General features: G+C 38.6%; 14 protein-coding genes. 8 read left to right on the forward strand and 6 right to left on the reverse strand.

What is annotated here, in order from left to right; translation table 11 throughout:
- Window positions 1-18 precede the first annotated feature (18 nt).
- Both GQR44_RS16820 and GQR44_RS16825 read right to left on the reverse strand, forming a co-directional pair.
- The gene (locus tag GQR44_RS16820) at window positions 19-345 is read right to left on the reverse strand and encodes a DUF2956 domain-containing protein (protein ID WP_166372852.1); all 327 of its coding nucleotides are present in this window, start codon (window positions 343-345) and stop codon (window positions 19-21) included.
- On the reverse strand, window positions 338-559 hold the full coding sequence (locus tag GQR44_RS16825) for a DUF1289 domain-containing protein (RefSeq protein WP_166372853.1): 222 nt from the start codon (window positions 557-559) through the stop codon (window positions 338-340). The genes GQR44_RS16820 and GQR44_RS16825 overlap by 8 nt, the downstream gene beginning before the upstream one ends.
- A gap of 201 nt (window positions 560-760) precedes the next feature.
- Here GQR44_RS16825 and GQR44_RS16830 point away from each other — a divergent pair, with 201 nt between their 5' ends.
- From GQR44_RS16830 to GQR44_RS16840, 3 genes are all read left to right on the forward strand, one after another.
- Window positions 761-3,103, forward strand: coding sequence for a fatty acid cis/trans isomerase (locus tag GQR44_RS16830; RefSeq protein ID WP_166372854.1), 2,343 nt, complete (start codon window positions 761-763; stop codon window positions 3,101-3,103).
- 239 nt (window positions 3,104-3,342) lie between these two features.
- On the forward strand, window positions 3,343-4,173 hold the full coding sequence (locus GQR44_RS16835) for an HDOD domain-containing protein (protein WP_166372855.1): 831 nt from the start codon (window positions 3,343-3,345) through the stop codon (window positions 4,171-4,173).
- A gap of 483 nt (window positions 4,174-4,656) precedes the next feature.
- The gene (locus tag GQR44_RS16840; RefSeq protein ID WP_166372856.1) at window positions 4,657-5,520 is read left to right on the forward strand and encodes a YicC/YloC family endoribonuclease; all 864 of its coding nucleotides are present in this window, start codon (window positions 4,657-4,659) and stop codon (window positions 5,518-5,520) included.
- Window positions 5,521-6,136: 616 nt separating this feature from the next.
- Here the strand turns inward: GQR44_RS16840 and GQR44_RS16845 are convergent.
- From GQR44_RS16845 to GQR44_RS16855, 3 genes are all read right to left on the reverse strand, one after another.
- Window positions 6,137-7,615 carry a Na+/H+ antiporter NhaC family protein gene (locus GQR44_RS16845; RefSeq protein ID WP_166372857.1) on the reverse strand — a complete coding sequence of 493 codons (1,479 nt, stop codon included), beginning with the start codon at window positions 7,613-7,615 and terminating at the stop codon, window positions 6,137-6,139.
- A gap of 129 nt (window positions 7,616-7,744) precedes the next feature.
- Window positions 7,745-8,848: an agmatine deiminase gene (aguA, locus tag GQR44_RS16850; protein ID WP_166372858.1), complete on the reverse strand. Its 1,104-nt coding sequence runs from the start codon at window positions 8,846-8,848 to the stop codon at window positions 7,745-7,747.
- A 9-nt stretch (window positions 8,849-8,857) separates the two neighbouring features.
- A complete protein-coding gene (locus tag GQR44_RS16855) occupies window positions 8,858-10,243 on the reverse strand; it encodes an aminotransferase (RefSeq protein ID WP_166372859.1) in 1,386 nt (461 codons plus the stop codon).
- Window positions 10,244-10,464: 221 nt separating this feature from the next.
- Between GQR44_RS16855 and GQR44_RS16860 the strand changes: the two genes are divergently transcribed.
- The 5 genes from GQR44_RS16860 to GQR44_RS16880 all read left to right on the forward strand — a co-directional run bounded on the left by GQR44_RS16860 (window position 10,465) and on the right by GQR44_RS16880 (window position 16,145).
- Window positions 10,465-11,235 (forward strand): LuxR C-terminal-related transcriptional regulator, encoded by a 771-nt coding sequence (locus GQR44_RS16860; RefSeq protein WP_166372860.1) that lies wholly within the window; start codon window positions 10,465-10,467, stop codon window positions 11,233-11,235.
- A gap of 109 nt (window positions 11,236-11,344) precedes the next feature.
- On the forward strand, window positions 11,345-12,580 hold the full coding sequence (locus GQR44_RS16865) for a Zn-dependent hydrolase (protein WP_166372861.1): 1,236 nt from the start codon (window positions 11,345-11,347) through the stop codon (window positions 12,578-12,580).
- A gap of 49 nt (window positions 12,581-12,629) precedes the next feature.
- Window positions 12,630-14,120 carry an aldehyde dehydrogenase gene (locus tag GQR44_RS16870; RefSeq protein ID WP_166372862.1) on the forward strand — a complete coding sequence of 497 codons (1,491 nt, stop codon included), beginning with the start codon at window positions 12,630-12,632 and terminating at the stop codon, window positions 14,118-14,120.
- 135 nt (window positions 14,121-14,255) lie between these two features.
- Entirely contained in the window at window positions 14,256-15,524 is a 1,269-nt protein-coding gene (locus GQR44_RS16875; RefSeq protein ID WP_166372863.1) for an ArgE/DapE family deacylase, read from the forward strand.
- A gap of 78 nt (window positions 15,525-15,602) precedes the next feature.
- Window positions 15,603-16,145 carry a GNAT family N-acetyltransferase gene (locus GQR44_RS16880; RefSeq protein ID WP_166372864.1) on the forward strand — a complete coding sequence of 181 codons (543 nt, stop codon included), beginning with the start codon at window positions 15,603-15,605 and terminating at the stop codon, window positions 16,143-16,145.
- Window positions 16,146-16,268: 123 nt separating this feature from the next.
- Here GQR44_RS16880 and gabT read toward each other — a convergent pair whose 3' ends face one another.
- Window positions 16,269-17,576 carry a 4-aminobutyrate--2-oxoglutarate transaminase gene (gene gabT, locus GQR44_RS16885; protein WP_166372865.1) on the reverse strand — a complete coding sequence of 436 codons (1,308 nt, stop codon included), beginning with the start codon at window positions 17,574-17,576 and terminating at the stop codon, window positions 16,269-16,271.
- Between the last annotated feature and the right edge of the window lie 46 nt (window positions 17,577-17,622).

Genomic DNA, 17,622 nt, shown 5'->3' on the forward strand with positions numbered 1-17,622 from the left:
ATTCTTCCTTTACTACATTTATAGTTTTAAAAAATGATAACTAACAAACCCAACCCAACTTAGTGTCAATAAAGCCCAAGGTAACCAAGAGGTCGTTGACCTATCATCATTGCTACCGATATCAGACTCTGTCTCATTGCTGAGGACTTTTTTCTTTTTAGCTTTATCCGCTTCACGTTGCTTACTTTTGGCAAGCTTTTTATATTCAGCGATGCCTTTTTGGATCCCTAACGCAATTAATTTAGTTTGCTCTTTTGTTTGTCCTGGCTTCTGAACTTTCTTTGCCATCGCAAGCGCTTCATCTTGGGTTTCTGGTGAGACCTGATGTTTATGCTTTTTAACCATTATTTTCTTCTTTGATTTTTGTAGAGCGTTTGATTGCTTTATTTTTAATATTCTCTAAAAAATTTTCAGGATCGTCATAGTCGTATTTGACTAAATGCTCGACTAATAATTTTGTGATTGCTTGTGTTTCACGTATTTCATCGCGGCTTCTACCACATCCGTAGCATTGGTCTTCGTCAGTAGTGCAGTCGCTGGTGCATGGGCTAAATTTCATTCTTTGTATCCTGTCTCTAGCTATTGGTAGATGGTTTAACCTCGATATTCGCGGAAATCGCTGTGTTATACTACTCTGCTTATCCAAAACTGAGGTTATTTAGCATTGATAATCTACCGATCTGTCTAGTCGATCGAATAATTGCTAACATCGGTTTTGATCAATTAATGACACATACTAACAATTTTAGAGAACGTATTCATGACTTTTAAAGTATTAATTATCCTACTGACTAGCGTTCTTGTGAGTGCTTGTTCCGATGCCTCGGATCAGCTCGAAAAAGATTACGGTAGCGATAAAACAAGACCGAGACAATTACCCGTTGAGGATACTTTAGCCCAGCAATATCGTGAACAAGTCATGCCTATTCTTGAAAGTCGATGTGTTGTTTGTCATGGTTGTTATGATGCTCCTTGCCAATTAAAATTGTCATCGCCTGAAGGTATTGATCGCGGAGCCAGTAAGCATGAGGTATACAACGGCGAGCGCCTATTGGGAGCACAACCTTCGCGTTTATTTGTAGATGCCCATGAGACAGATGAATGGAGAAAACAAGGTTTTAGTTCCGTATTAAATGAACGAGATCAAACACTACTTGCTAACCTTCAAGGTAGTGTTATGTACAAATTATTATTGCAAAAAGAACAGCATCCACAGCCTCAAGGTATTTTACCCGCAGAATTTAATTACGCATTAAATCGTCAAGACCAGTGTCCTGATATCAATCAAGTAGAGGACTATAAAGAAGACCTTCCATTAGCAGGGATGCCTTATGGTTTACCTAATCTAACTAGGGATGAATTTAAAACACTCGAACAATGGATTGGGCGAGGTGCGCCAATGTCAGCTCCATTACCGCTCTCAGCGCAGCACCTTGCATTAGTTGAGCATTGGGAGAGAAAGTTAAATGGCAATTCGTTGAAAGAACAGCTAATCGCGCGTTATATTTATGAGCATCTCTTTTTAGCGCATGTTTATTTTGATGCACAATCGATTAGTGTACAAAGGCCTCCACGTTTCTTTAAATTAATCCGTTCATATACGCCTTCTGGTGAACCGATAAAAATTATTCCCACACGACGTCCCTATGACGATCCAAAAGTTGAACGTGTTTATTATCGCTTGGTATTGGATAGAGCAACTACATTAGCTAAAACTAATTTACCCTATGCTTTTAATGAAAAACTAGAAAAAAAATGGGATAAATTATTCTATAACGCGAAATTTACAGTGAAAACGTTACCTGATTATCAAGACTTTAATCCATTTTTAGTGTTTAAAGATATCCCTGTTAGCGCGCGTTATGAATTTATGCTTAAAAAAGCTCATTTCACGATTAGCGGGTTTATAAAAGGGCCTGTTTGTCGTGGTCAAGTTGCGGTAAATGTGATTAATGATAAATTCTGGGTGTTCTTTGTTAACCCTGATATAAATGAAAACGCGCGAATAGATAATTTTGTTTATGAACAAGCTGGGAATTTAAGGTTACCCGCGGAATCAAGTAGTACCAATTTATCACTCACAGAATGGTTATCTTATGCAAAAGGAAACACTGCGTATTTTAAAGCCAAGAGTAACTATATTCACCAAAATATGGATCATGAAAAAGGCCTGACTTTAGATGATATTTGGTCAGGCGATGAGAACGCGGCATTGACTATTTTTAGGCATATCGACAGTGCTACGGTATTAAAAGGCGCGGTTGGCAAACAACCTAAAACAGCTTGGATAATTGATTATCCTATTTTAGAACGTATTCACTATTTATTAGTGGCTGGTTTTGACGTTTATGGCAATGTTGGCCATCAATTGACCACGCGTTTGTATATGGACTTTTTACGTATCGAATCCGAAACAAACTTTATCTCTTTCATCCCCACTGAATTTAGAAAGTCGACCTTAGCAAGCTGGTATTTAGGTTCGACCAAGGAGTTGAGTGATTATTTAGAAGATAAAAACTTATTTAACAATCGTCCTTCAGGTATCGATTTTGAAACACAATTTCCAAAGGAAGAGTTGTTAACTCGTCTTAAGCAGTATGTATATGAAGCTCCGATGCTACAGCAAAAAAATCAACAATATAGGATTCCAGAAGACGATATTGAATTAAAAAGATTGAGCATGTTGGGCAATGAAGTGGTATTAGCACTACCTCAAGTTTCCTTTGTTCTCATTGAAGATCAAGAACAGGGCGATAGGGTGTATACATTATTACGTCATAATGAACATAAAAATGTTTCTAGCTTATTGAATGAAAAAGGAAATCGCTTACCTTTGCAAGATACCGCTGAGTTAATAAAAGGCTTTTTGGGTACTTATCCAGGTTTAATATTTAAAGTATCTGCACGTGATAAAAGCCATTTTGTTAGCGCATTTATTCAAGCTAATACTATTCAGAAATTTCAAGCGCTAATGACCCGTTATGGCGTGCGTCGAAGTAATCCCGCATTCTGGTCTGTGAGTGACCGATTACATCAATTATATTTACAACAAGATCCAGTTGAATATGGTCTTTTTGATTATAATAGACTAATTAATAAGTGATTTTTAATTATTATTTTCATTTTAAATGGACTGAAGAACTTTATTAAATAAAGTTCTTCATATTATGAGTTACGTGTTTGAAGTGTCTGTAGTTGCTATTATTGGTATTTGGTATGTGAAACTAAACGCCCTAAAACTATTACTTTTGAAGTAATTTAAGAAACAAGCTGTTAGGATTTGATTTTATAATAATCCAAACTATGTTTGGTAGTCTAACAATCAATATATAAGGGTGGTTTATGCTCGAAATTAAACAACTTTTTAATGAAGCAAAAAAATTACCTGTTTTACCTGTTTTATTACTTGAGTTAATGGAAAGTTTTTCAGATCAAGAAGCAAGAGTGGAAGACATTGCTAAAAAAGTGTCAATGGATCAATCAATTAGTGCAAAAGTCATTCGAATGGCTAACTCTGTCGCTTATCGTCGTGGTAAAGAAGTAGAATCAATTGAGCAAGCAGTTATTCGTTTAGGACTTAACCAAGTTAGAAGCATTGTTGTTGCTGCAACTTTGTCTAATACTTTTCCTGATATTCCTGGGTTTGATAAAAATAAATTTTGGACCGATACCTTTACCACTGCCAGTATTGCAAAAGCCTTGGCTAAACATACTAAAGTGAATGTTGAAACCGCCTTTACCTGTGCAATGATGCACAATATCGGTGAACTCTTATTACAAATTTTAAAACCTGATGAATGTGCCTTGGTGGCATTAGCGGTTGAGTCTGGTGACCCTCGTTTGTCAGTACAGCGTGAAATATTTGGTTTTGACTACACCCAAGTGGGGGCTGAGTTAGCAAAACATTGGGACTTCTCTACAGTATTTTGTGATGCTATTGAACAGCAATTAGACCCGTTATCTTTCGAGCATCCGTCCGAAGGCGCTATTCTGATCCGTTTATCGGTATTCGCGGGTTTTGCATGGGGTGCAAACTTATCGCCAGAAATGATCGTTGGGCGCTTCCCTGAACCTTTAGTCGCTGCAATACAGCTGAATAAAGATGGTTTAGTTGAAGAGTTTCAAGGCATGATTGAAGATGGACAAGAGTTAGGTCGTTTAATCGCTAATTAACCGATTTCAATATCTGCAAAGGGCTCTTAAATTAAAATGCCCTGTGAGTAAGCAGCTCTTATCAGAGTTCTACGAATAAGAGCCTATTAACAAATGAGCATCTTGCCTATTACCTTGTAAAACAGTTAATGGCTTGGCATAGCGTTTAGCTACCTCTTTAGCCTTAATAAGAACGGCATGTTCGTAATACGAATAATAGGTTTGTAAAACTATCCTTGTAAGAATGTTTTAATGTTATCTAAATGACCTGTTCCATGCGTAATCTTATTGGCCTACCTTATTAATTAAAATAACTCTGCGTTCACCAACCGGTTTGTAACTGACTAACTGTTAACTTAAATGTATTTTTTCAGAGCCTAAAAACCTGCTATTAAGTGACAAATTATTTTTTGTTGCATTAAAAAAGACTCCAAATTGACTCACACCGTAGCATGTTTAGTATGGAGTCAGTTATACTCTGGACTCTAATTTAAAGGGGAAAATATGATTTACAGCATGACGGCGTTTGCACGCAAACAATTAAAAGGTGATTGGGGTACAGCAGTATGGGAAATCCGCTCTGTGAACCAGCGTTATCTTGAGACATATTTTCGTTTACCAGAACAATTTCGTGGTTTAGAAACTAAATTAAAAGAAGCATTCCGTAAACGTTTAGAGCGTGGAAAAATTGAATGTAGTCTGCGTTTTGAAGCAAATTCGACATGTAGTACCTCATTATGTATGAACCAAGAGCTAGCAACACAATTGATGCAGAATGCACAATGGGTAGTAGAGCAAATGGGTTCTGGACAAGTGAACCCTGTGGATATTTTAAAGTGGCCGGGTGTAATGCAAGCACCAGAACAAGACGTTGATGCTCTTAGTGCAGAATTAATGGCAGGTTTTCAAATAACATTAAATGAGTTTGTTGATTCACGTGCTGCCGAGGGCGCAAATCTTGCTGTATTTATTGAGCAACGTTTAGGTAGTATTGCCGAACAAACAGCTAAAGTGCGTGAGTTCATGCCTGCCGTACATGCTTGGCAAAAAGCACGCATTATTAAAAAATTCGAAGATGCCAAAGTTGACCTAGACAGTACACGTGTAGAGCAAGAGTTAGTATTACTTGCACAAAAATCAGATGTAGCAGAAGAGTTAGATCGCTTAGATTCGCATATTGCAGAGGCGCGTAACGTGCTTAAAAAAGGTGGTGCAATCGGCCGTCGTTTAGATTTTATGATGCAAGAGTTTAACCGTGAAGCTAACACTTTAGGTTCAAAAGCGATTAATACTGATATCACTGCCGCAGCCGTTGAGTGTAAGGTGTTAATTGAGCAAATGCGTGAGCAGGTACAAAATATTGAATGATGTTTTAGTTCGTTTCTAGTCGTTCATTAAATCTTATTAAGCCCCGTATATCGGGGCTTTCTTGTTTTTATTGGTTCTGGAACTATCGTGGTAGTTCATGGTAGAGGGATGACACAAATGATGGCACGATTTCGTTCCATCATCATGGATGTAAAATGATGAACAATAAGTTGATGCCCTGATGAGGTGAGTGATTGGTCATTTATCTTGAGTGGTTAAAGACTTGCTGACTTAACAAACATAGTCAAAGTGCATTACCTGAAGCCTAACTTCATTGTACGATTATTCATCAAAAAATAGCTCTGGAAATTCGTTATCAAGTGAATACGAGGGGAAACCCTAAATCAAAATCTGCACGCTAGCCCTCAAGTCGTCCTCAATTGAAAATGCTATTAAGGCTATCTAATACCCTATATGGTATTAAGAGGTTGGCTGTTATATTCACTGCATCATTCAATTTATTCATGAAACAAAAAATCCTCAATCTTGTATAAGATTGAGGATTTTTAATGACTAATCAGTCTATTTAGTTTAACTATTTACTGACTAATCGCTTAGGCGCTTGCTATCGAATATCATTTTACATTTAATAGCATAACGTCATTCTTCTAAACAGTTAAGCGAGTACCAGGAAGAAGACCACTGAAATTGCCGCTGCAATCAAGGTATACGGTAGCTGTGTTAAGGCATGATTCATAGGGCTAATGCCACATGCTTTAGCTGATAGCACAGTTGAGTCACCATAGAAACAAGCATGTGAGCCAAAAGCAGATGCAGATATTAGTGCGCCAACAACCAATGGTAAATTAGCGTCTAAAGTTGTCGCTAGCGGAATAACAATTGGCATTCCAACTACAAATATTCCCCAGAAAGAGGCGGTTGCAAATGCTAAAGCGGCCATCGTTATGAAAACAACTGCTGGCAGGTATTGTACCGTCATGAAATTAGAAGCAGCATCTATCACATAATTTGTTGTTCCAAGTGAGTCATTCACTTCTGCCAACATGAAACCACAGAATAATGTACCTAATGGTGCAATCATACCAATAAAGCCGCTCATAATAGCATCAAACATTTTGCTCATCGGCATTAAGTTCTGCACTGCATAGAATATAACAGTAAAGAAAATCGCAGCCATCGCGCCGGCCATGATATCTATATCAAATATCCACGTGAAAAATATAAGTGATCCAATTGGAACAAAGAAGTTAAACATATTGCTATTGGCTACTACTGGTTCTACTTCTTCATCAAATTTAGCATCTTCTTCATGAACCAGTTCTCCTGTTTTAGCTACTCGTTCTTCAGCTTCTCGCATTTTTCCAAACAAAGGGATATTACGATTAATAACTAAAGCCACCACTCCCAGACATACCCACGCATAAATCATGTAAGGAATAGAGCTAATGAATAAATCCATACCTTTACCTTCACCTGCTGCACCTGTTTCTTCCAACAAACCAGAGAAAAAGACAGCCCAAGTAGAGAAAGGCAGGATAATACAAACGGGCGCGGCTGTTGAGTCCACTACATAGGCAAGAAACTCTCGGGACACTTTGACCTTATCTGTTGCTTTACGCATAGATGATCCAATGGTGAGAGCATTTAAGTAGTCATCTATAAAGATAGCTAACCCCAGTCCCATGGTAGCGAATAATGTCCCTTTACGGCTTTTTACTTTTTCTGATATCCAATGACCAAAAGCATCAGCACCGCCGGCACAACTAACGAGAGCAATGATACTGCCCATTAAACCACAGGCTATAAATATCCATGCAACGATATCATTCTGGAAAACAGTTAAGAAAATACCGCTTAATGAGGGAATGAAATCCGCTGGAGATTCAGTCATTAAAAGACCGACAATCACACCTACAAAGAGCGATTCAACCGTTCGTTTAGTATAAATTGCCATGGTAACGACTACTGCCGCAGGCAATAAACTCCAGATCCCATAACTGGCTTCATTAAGGCCAAAAACGTTATAGCAAAAAATAGAAATCACTATGATAGCGAGTGACACTAATGCTACCTTTTTATCGATATAAGACTTTTCTCCGTGACTGAGATCAATCGCCCGTGATTGTTTAATCATAATTAACTTCTTCCCTTTGTTATTATTAAGAATAATGAATTGAGCATTAACGTTTCAATAAACTATTAATCTCCATTCACAAATAAAACCGAGTATTGCTTCATTGCAGCTAGTCTGTTTTGTAAATATTTATTTTGTGTTTTTTACTGTAGGTTGTTGTTGCGTGATGCAATGGATATTGCCGCCACCAAGTAATATTTCACGGGCAGGTACACCTATTATCTCTCGGTCTGGAAATTGCTCAGCTAAAATAGCAGCAGCTTTATCATCTTTTTCCGGGTCTAACTTTGGAAATACGATATGTTTATTGGCAATATAAAAATTAGCATAAGAGCCTGCTAAGCGTTGGCCTTCTTCTCGGGGTTGGCTATCTTCGTTATCATCAATACCTGTTGCTTCTTCTTTACTAATAAAGAGAGGGCCTGGGTGGGGTAATTTAACGACCTTTAGTTGGCGGCCTCGCGCATCAGTACTGTTGCTTAGTATACGGTAGGCATCTTCCGATATTGCATGTTGTGGATCGTTAGGATCTTCACAATAGTGAAGTGCGACAACACCTGGTTTAATAAAGCAGCAAAGGTTATCAATGTGGCCGTCAGTTTCATCTTCAACTGTGCCTTGATCTAACCAGATAATACGTTCGACATTCAAATAATCGCGTAATAGTTGCTCTATCTGGTGTTGGTTAAGGTCCGGGTTACGGTTGCGGTTAAGTAAACACTCTTTAGTGGTAATTAACGTGCCTTGCCCATCAACATGGATAGAGCCACCCTCTAATACTAGAGGAGCATCAAACCGTGTTGCATCGGTTATTTCACAAACCTTTTGTGCGACTCGACTATCTTTAGACCAGTCAGGGTAAAGACCGCCATCTTCCCCGCCCCATGCATTAAAGTCCCAATCGACAGCGGCAAGTTCACCGCTATCATTGGTTAAAAAGCTTGGACCAATATCGCGCATCCAAGCGTCATTACTGCTCATTTCGACGACTTTGATATGCTCAGGTAACATAGTGCGAGCATTATCATATTGCTGATCGCTAACGGCTACGGTGACTTCTTCACTTTTAGAGATAGCACAAGCAACCTCAACAAATGCCTTCTGTGCAGGTGCGGCGTTTAATCGCCACACATCTTTACGTTCAGGCCAAAGCATCCAGCAACCATCGTGAGGTTCAAACTCACCCGGCATACGAAAACCTTCTTCAGCCACATTATTCGTATTATCTGTCATGGTCGTTGCCTATAAGTATTTATCTGTTTTTAAATCTTCAATCGTCGATAAAATGGCTGAACGTAGAATAGAGACAACTTCATCTACCGTATCGCGTGTCCAAATAAGCGGTGGCGAAAGTACATTTAAATGTGCGATAGGTCTTACAATTAGCCCACGTTTTTGGCAATGAGCAGCAATACGCTTACCTACATTTGCTTCATAAGGAATAAGTTCTTTTGTTTCTTTATTAGCAACGCTTTCAATACACATCATAAAGTGACTACCACGTACATCACCTACAATCGGTAAATCTTTTAGTGTTCTAAGTTGTTGTTCTAAATAAGGACCGACTGCTAATACGTTTTCACATATTTTTTCGCGTTCCATTATTTCAATGTTTTTTAAGGCTACTGCACAGGCAACAGGGTGACCAGAGTAAGTGAAACCAGTACTGAAAACGGCACCTTTTGCTTGTGGTTTTTTGATCACATCGTAAATTTCATCACTTAATAGTGTTGCACCTAACGGAATGTAACCAGACGTTAAGCCTTTTGCACAAATGATAATATCTGGTTTAATACCAAAAACAGCTTCACTTGCAAAGAAGTGGCCTAATCGTCCAAATGCCGTCACAACTTCATCTGAAATGAATAGAATGTCATTGGCTTTACATAAATCAAAAATTCTTTTGTGGTAACCATCTGGTGCAACCAAAACACCACCTGCGCCCATAATTGGTTCTGCGATAAAGGCTGCAACTTGATCTGCTCCGCCCATTTCAGAGAGATTTGTTTCAAAGTCTTTTACTAGGTAATCACAGTATTCTGCTTCATTCATACCTTTTGGCATACGGTAACAATTAGCTTCACTAATGTGCGTGACTAAATTATTTACAACGTCAAAACCTTCGTTATTACCAACGGTACCGGTTAGAGTTGATGCCATGTAAGTTGTGCCATGGTAACCACTGTGACGAGAGATGATCTTCTTTTTACTTGCCTTGCCAATTTGATTGAAGTAATAATGCACAATACGTATAGCTTGATCATTGGCAACTGAGCCACCACAACTGTAAAACACATGGTTTAGGTTGTCTGGTGCGAGTGAAGCGAGTTTTGCAGAGAGTTGAATGGCTGGAATGTTAGATAAGTTATTGAAAGGAGAGTAATAAGCCATTTTAGTTGCTTGCTCGGCCATTACCTGACCTAGTTCAGCTCGCCCATGCCCTATATTAACGCACCATAGGCCAGCAATGCCATCTAGATATTTATTCTCTTTTATATCATAGATGTATGCGCCTTCACTGTGTGCGATGATGTCGCAACCAGACTGATGAAAGTCTGAAAAATCAGTAAATGGATGCACGAAGTGGTCTTTATCTTGTTGCCATAGTGTTTCGATATCATATTGCATACTTATAACCCTTTGTTTATTATGATTTTAGTTTGTTTTTTTCAAAATAAATATCATATTTGTTACATGATTGTTAATAAATTTCATGTTTTTAAATTACTATCAGTCTTGAGTTGTTGGATATACCGCTAGGGGGGTAAATAGCGATATATTTTGATAATAAACACGTACTATGGGGTGAATTGCATGCTATTTTACAATTTACACGGTTGAGGGAAATAATGGATTGGAATAAATCGATCGCCAACATGATCAACCACATGTCACTGCCCAGTTGGCCTGGGGTGATGATAGAGAGTTTACAAAGCTTAGCGCATTTTGATACTTGTCTTGTTGCCACTTATAAGCAGCAGTTCAAGCCGATTATTGTGCACACCTCTTATCAACTGGAGTCACAAAAAAATATTCGAAGTTTTGTGAATAAAGCCTACTTGTTAGATCCACTCTACAACGCTATTGACCACGGGATCGCTAGCGGCTTATATCGCTTGCGAGATTTAGCACCAGACTCTTTTGAGCACACAGAGCAATATAAAAGTTGCTATAGTGATTTTGACCTCAAAGACGAAATAATTTTTGTTACTCACTTAAATAATGATGTTGTATTTTCTATTTCTCTCGGTAGAACTTCTCGATTGGGGGGTATTAGTAGAGATGAGTTGAATCGTTTGAAGAGTGTACAGCCTATTATACAAGCAATGAGTCTACAATTTTGGCAAGCACAGTCTTCGCAGTATGTGCATGATGAAAAGTCTCGTTATTCTCTAGAACACGCCATTGATACTTTTGACAGTAATGTACTTACACCGCGAGAAAAAGAGATCACTGGGTTAGTGCTACAAGGTTACTCTTCAAAAGCCATTGCTGATCATTTAAGTATTAGTGTTGGTACAATCAAAGTGCATCGTAAGAGTATCTATTTGAAGCTCAATATATCAAGAGAATCAGAATTATTTTCACAATTTATTAACCACCTACGCACCATTTCTTAATTTTTACATCATAAATTCTCATCTCAGATAAGAAAACTTATACCTGTAGGGGTATAGGTTTTGTCACTGCATGCCCCTTAATATCAAAAGATACTAAAAAGGAGGCTTAATGAATAACCAAGCAATTAACCAAAGTAGACTGTGGGATAGCCTGATGGAAATGGCTAAAATAGGCGCGACTGAAAAGGGCGGATGTTGTCGCCTTGCATTGACTGACATTGATAAACAAGGGCGCGATCTTTTCATTAGCTGGTGTGTTGAAGCAGGTTGTTCGATACATATTGATAAAATGGGCAATATTTTTGCTCGTCGAGAAGGCCGTGATGCTAATGCTGCAGCCATTGGGACAGGTAGTCATTTAGATACGCAGCCTACAGGTGGAAAATTTGATGGTATTTATGGTTGCCTTGCTGGATTAGAAGTAATTCGTAGTTTAAATGAACAAAATATAACCACAAACAGACCTATTGAAGTCTCAGTATGGACAAATGAAGAAGGTTCTCGTTTTGCACCTGCAATGGTTTCTTCTGGTGTTTACAGTGGAAAATTCGATTTAGATTATGCACACCAGCAAACGGATAGTGAAGGTATTACTATTGGTGAAGCATTAAATGCCATTGGTTATATGGGTGATGAAGAAGTGGGTAATCGCAACTTGCATAAATTCTTTGAGTTACATATCGAGCAAGGTCCCGTATTAGAACAAGAAGAAAAACAAGTAGGTATCGTGACCGGTGTACTAGGGATGCGTTGGTACGATGTTACGCTAGAAGGGACATCTGCACATGCAGGCCCAACACCAATGAGTTATCGAAAAGATGCACTTTATGCTGCAACGCAAGTGTTTAGTGAGCTTTACCAAATAGCAGAAGCAGGCGAAGCTGGTAGTGCTCGTTGTACTGTCGGTGAGCTTAATATCATTAAAGGATCTCGAAATGTTATCCCTGGTGAAGTCACATTCACGTTAGATTTACGTCATGCAGAATTAGCGGGCCTCGCTGATTTAGAAGATAAAGCACAGCAAGTGATTGCAAAAGTCGCTGAAAGTACGGGTGTCACCATCAAACTAAACAATATCTGGGATAGTCCTCCACTTGCATTCAATGCTGATTGTGTTGCTGCTGTTGCTAAAGCAGTTGAAAATTCTGGTTTAACTTACCAACGCTTAGTCAGTGGTGCAGGGCATGATGCCGTTAATATTTCAACCGTGGTACCGACGTCTATGATCTTTATTCCTTCGATTGGCGGTATTAGCCACAATGAAGCTGAATATTCTAGTCCAGATCAAGTAGGTGATGGCTGTCAGATTTTATTTGATCTGTTAGTCAATGAAGCAAATACCTAATAAACACTTAATAAAAAACATCAGTCGTCATTTGACAATGGAGCATGAAATGAAAAGTTATCAGCAATGGCAAGAAATGGCCAAATCAATTAAATTTAACACTAACGCATTCATTAATGGAGAGTTTGTTCCTGCACAATCAGGTGAAATATTTACTTCTATTAACCCTGCAACAGGGGAAGTTTTAGCTGAAGTGGCAAGTTGTGATAGTGAAGATGCTGACTTAGCCGTTAGTGCTGCCAAGCAAGTTTTTCAATCTGGTGTTTGGTCGCGTCGTCCAGCATTAGAGCGTAAAAAAACCTTATTAAAATTTGCAGACTTGATTGAACAGAATAGTGATACGTTGTCGTTAATTGATACCCTTGATATGGGTAAGCCTATTGCTGATTGTGTTGGTTTTGATATACCCAATACAATAGAAACATTCCGTTGGACTGCAGAAGCTATTGATAAAATTTATGGTGAGATCTCTCCAACGAATACCACTAGTATGGCATTAATGACCCATGAGCCAATTGGTGTGGTTGCTGCCATTGTACCGTGGAACTATCCATTAATGATGGCGAGTTGGAAAATTGCACCTGCATTAGCTGCGGGTAATAGTGTTATTTTAAAGCCTTCTGAAAAATCACCATTGAGTGCCTTGTTCTTAGCGACCTTAGCAAAAGAAGCAGGTATTCCTGATGGCGTGTTCAATGTTTTACCTGGCTTTGGCCATACGGTAGGTAAAGCGCTGTCGTTACATAATGACGTTGATGTCATTACCTTTACTGGTTCAACTAGAGTCGCTGGTCAATTGATGGCTTATGCTGGTCAATCAAACTTGAAACGAACTTGGCTTGAAGCGGGTGGCAAATCACCTTGTATCGTTTTTGCAGATTGTGACGATTTAGAAGCTGCTGCTTTTGGTGCTGCTTTTGGTATTTTCTCTAATCAAGGTGAAGTGTGTATTGCAACTTCTCGATTATTGATTGAAGAATCCATTAAAGATAAATTCATGAGTTTATTAGTGGAACAAGCGAAAAAATTTATTCCTGGTGACCCACTTGATCCTGAAACGAATATGGGCGCTATTGTCGACCAACAACACCTCGATAATATTTTAAGCTTTATTGAATCTGGTGTTAGTGAAGGCGCTAACTTGTTATACGGCGGTAAACAAACCTCTGTTAATGAAAAAGGCTGTTATATAGAACCCACTATTTTTACCGATACAAAACAAGACATGAATATTGTTGAGAATGAAATCTTTGGTCCTGTTGTGGCTGTGAATACCTTTACGACATGGGAGGAAGCGGTGAGTTTAGCCAACGATAGTAAATATGGTTTGGCAGCAGGTGTGTGGACTAGCAACTTGAAAAAAGCACATAAAACGGCTCGTGAACTACAAGCTGGCATGGTATGGATTAACAATTGGGCTGGTAGTGATTCTACAACCCCTTTTGGTGGTGTTAAGCAGTCTGGTAATGCACGTGATAAATCACTTCACTCTATTGATAAATACACAGAACTTAAAACAACGTGGATCGACTTAGGTTAAGTCATTATTAATTTTTAAAATTATTTCAATATTGTTAATTCGACTAAGGTAACTGCATCTTAAACGGAGCTTGTATATGCTCATCAATAGCACGTTGCCTTATTCAAATTCAGCCTTATATAATCGAGTAGCCCCATGGATAAAATATTATTAAATTCCATTCTAGCGGCTGTTGAAAAACGCCGTATTCATGTAATCGATGAGTTAACTGACTTGGTTGCTGCTGATAGCACGCTAGGCAATGAGCAACAAGCGCAAGCGATTATTAAACGTGTTTTCGAAGGGTTAGGTACAGAAGTAAATGAGGTCACTATTGATCTTGATAAATTATCTGTATTACCTGGTTTCTCTCCTCCTGTTATTAATAATACCGATGGTCGCGTTAATATTATTGGCCTTCATACTCCCAAACAAATAATCGGCAAATCACTTATTTTAAATGGTCATATGGATGTTGTGCCGACTGGCCCATCACTCTTATGGGAACACCCTCCTTTTGAGCCTTATGTTGACGGTGATTGGTTTTATGGTCGAGGTAGCGGTGATATGAAAGCAGGGATTGTAGCCTATTGTAATGCCTTCGCCGCTTTAAAAGATTTAGGATATCAACCTGCAGCAAAAGTTATTCTGCAAAGTGTTATCGAAGAGGAGTGTACAGGCAATGGTGCATTGGCTTGTTTAGATGCTGGTTACACTGCAGACGCAGCTATTATTCCAGAACCTTTTGGTCAGTCTTGTCTTATTGCTCAATTAGGGGTGATGTGGTTTCAGTTAAAACTAACCGGTAAACCTGCACACGTTCTTGATACTTCTAGTGGCAGTAACGTATTCGATTCGCTGTATGTATTGACCAATAAATTGAAAGAATTAGAAACAGAATGGAATAAACAAGAACATCGCCATCAGTGTTATAGCGGACATGATCATCCCATCAATTTTAATCTCGGTAAAGTACATGGGGGGGATTGGGCTTCAACGGTTGCTTGTTATTGTGAAGCTGATTTTCGTGTTGGATTTTATCCGGGAATGACGCTTGAATACGTTAAAGAAAAATTACAACAAACCATTAACGAAGCCGATATAGTAAGTGATATTGAAGTTGAGCTTTGTTATACAGGCTTCCAAGCAGAAGGCTGTGCAATTGAAGAAGAAGCCCCATTAATTGAATCAATCAAAGAAGCACACCGTATTGTCGCGAACAGTGATTGTGAAACACTGGCTGTTACTTGTACAACTGATGCCCGTTTTTTTCAGTTGTATGGCAATACACCTGCTACTTGTTATGGCCCTATTGCTGAAAATATTCATGGTTTTAATGAAAGAGTCTCCATTAACAGCACAGTACAAGTGGCACAAGTGTTGGCTGTCTTTATCGCTAATTGGTGTGGCTTAGAAAAAATATAATAGGTGAGCCCTTATCAATTACACAGGTGGTAAGGTGTGATTGGTATAGGGGGGATCTATAAAAATAGGTAAAACAACATGTTAGTATTTGAAAGAATTGAAGATAAAGCGCATCCTTATTTTGAGGAAGCTTTTTCGCTATATGAGAAAAGCTTTCCTATTTTTGAACGAAGAGCTAAGTACGACCAAATATCTGCACTAACCGATAGTGAATACCACTTTATTATTATTAAAAAAGAAACGGGCGAGCTGTTAGGTATTTTACTAACCTGGCATAAAGATGATTTTACTTATGTAGAGCACTTTGCCATTACGCCGCTTGCAAGGGGCAAAAGCATTGGTACTCGTACTTTAAAATATTTAAAAAAAGTGTCTGATAAAACAATCCTTTTAGAGATAGATCCACCTGTTGATAAGATTTCAATAAAAAGAAAAGTCTTTTATCAACGAATTGGTTTTATACAGAGTAGCAAAATCTATATCCACCCATCATATCGAGAAAAAACAGAACCTCATCAATTAATGATCATGTCATATCCTGCCTTAACAGAGGATGTTTATTCAAGCTTTCAGGAGAGTTTGAGCAATCAAATCATGCAACATTCTGAAGTTGATTACTGAGAGCATAGTATAAAGCTTAAGGTGTAGAGAGGCAGAGTAAGGTATATAATAGTAGTTATTAAAAAGCCCTATTAAGTTATTAATAGGGCTTTCTTTAAGCCGCTTTTTATTAAAACTAGTTTATTAACTGACTTTTAAGTTTTCCACTGACTCTACTACTAGGCTTTCAAACAGCGCTGTAAAGTTATCTAAACCTTCATTGGCGATGTCGTCTGAAATAGTTAATGCAGGTAAGAAACGGATAACGTTGCCGTAAAAACCACAGGCAAGAAGTACTAAACCGTGTTGAGCGGCATTAGCAATAATATCTTGTGTTAGCTGTGTATTTGCTTGCTCAGGATCGCCATTTTTAACAAATTCAATCGCAATCATTGCTCCTTGATTTCTCACTTCTAAGATAGTGTCAGGATACTGTTGCTGTAATTGGCTGAGGCGTTTATTAAATAACTCACCAATCTCTACAGAGCGTTGTACTAGATTTTCTTCTTCAATCACTTCTAGTACTGCTAACGCTGCTGCACAAGCGACAGGAGAGCCACCATAAGTACCACCTAAACCACCTGGTAAAGGCGCATCCATTATTTCACTTTTACCAACAACCGCTGAAATAGGAAAGCCACCTGCAATACCTTTTGCCATAGTCATTAAATCAGCTTCCACACCAGAGTGTTCAAAAGCAAACATTTTTCCGGTACGGCCAAAACCTGATTGAATTTCATCGGCAATTAATACGATGCCATGTTGGTCGCAGATTTCACGTAGTGCTTGTAAAAACTCAGTTGGGGCAGCGTAAAATCCACCTTCGCCTTGTACTGGCTCAATAATAATAGCAGCCACATCTGTTGGGCAGATATCAACTTTAAATAAGTTTTGTAATGCTTTTAATGAATCTTTTACAGATACATCATGGCGTTCCATTGGGAACGGGGCATGAAAGATATCAGCAGGGAAAGGACCAAATAAATTTTTATAAGGCGTTACTTTACCCGTTAAAGCCATGGTTAAATTAGTACGACCGTGGAAACCGCCATTAAAAGCAATAACACCTCGGCGTCCGGTATGGGCACGTGCGATTTTTACACAGTTTTCAACTGCTTCTGCACCTGTGGTGACAAAAATAGCTTTTTTAGGTGAGTTACCTGGCGCAGCTGCTGTTAATTTTTCAGCTAATGTTACAGCTACTTCATAAGGGTTGACCATGACGCAAGTATGGCTAAATTTATCTATTTGCGCTTTGGCTGCAGCAACAACTTTAGGATGGCTATGACCAGTATTACAAACGGCGATCCCAGTACCAAAATCAATATAACGTTTACCTTCAACATCCCAGATCTCTGCATTTTTTGCATGCTCAACATAGACAGGATAAATATTGCCTTGGCCACGAGCGAAGACTTGTGCTTTTCTGCTTTGTAAACTTTGATTTGTCATAATAATTCCTAATATTTGCTATCAGCTTAATGGTTATAACCAAGCC

Source organism: Psychromonas sp. SA13A, from assembly GCF_011378715.1.
In the GTDB taxonomy this organism is placed as follows: domain Bacteria; phylum Pseudomonadota; class Gammaproteobacteria; order Enterobacterales; family Psychromonadaceae; genus Psychromonas.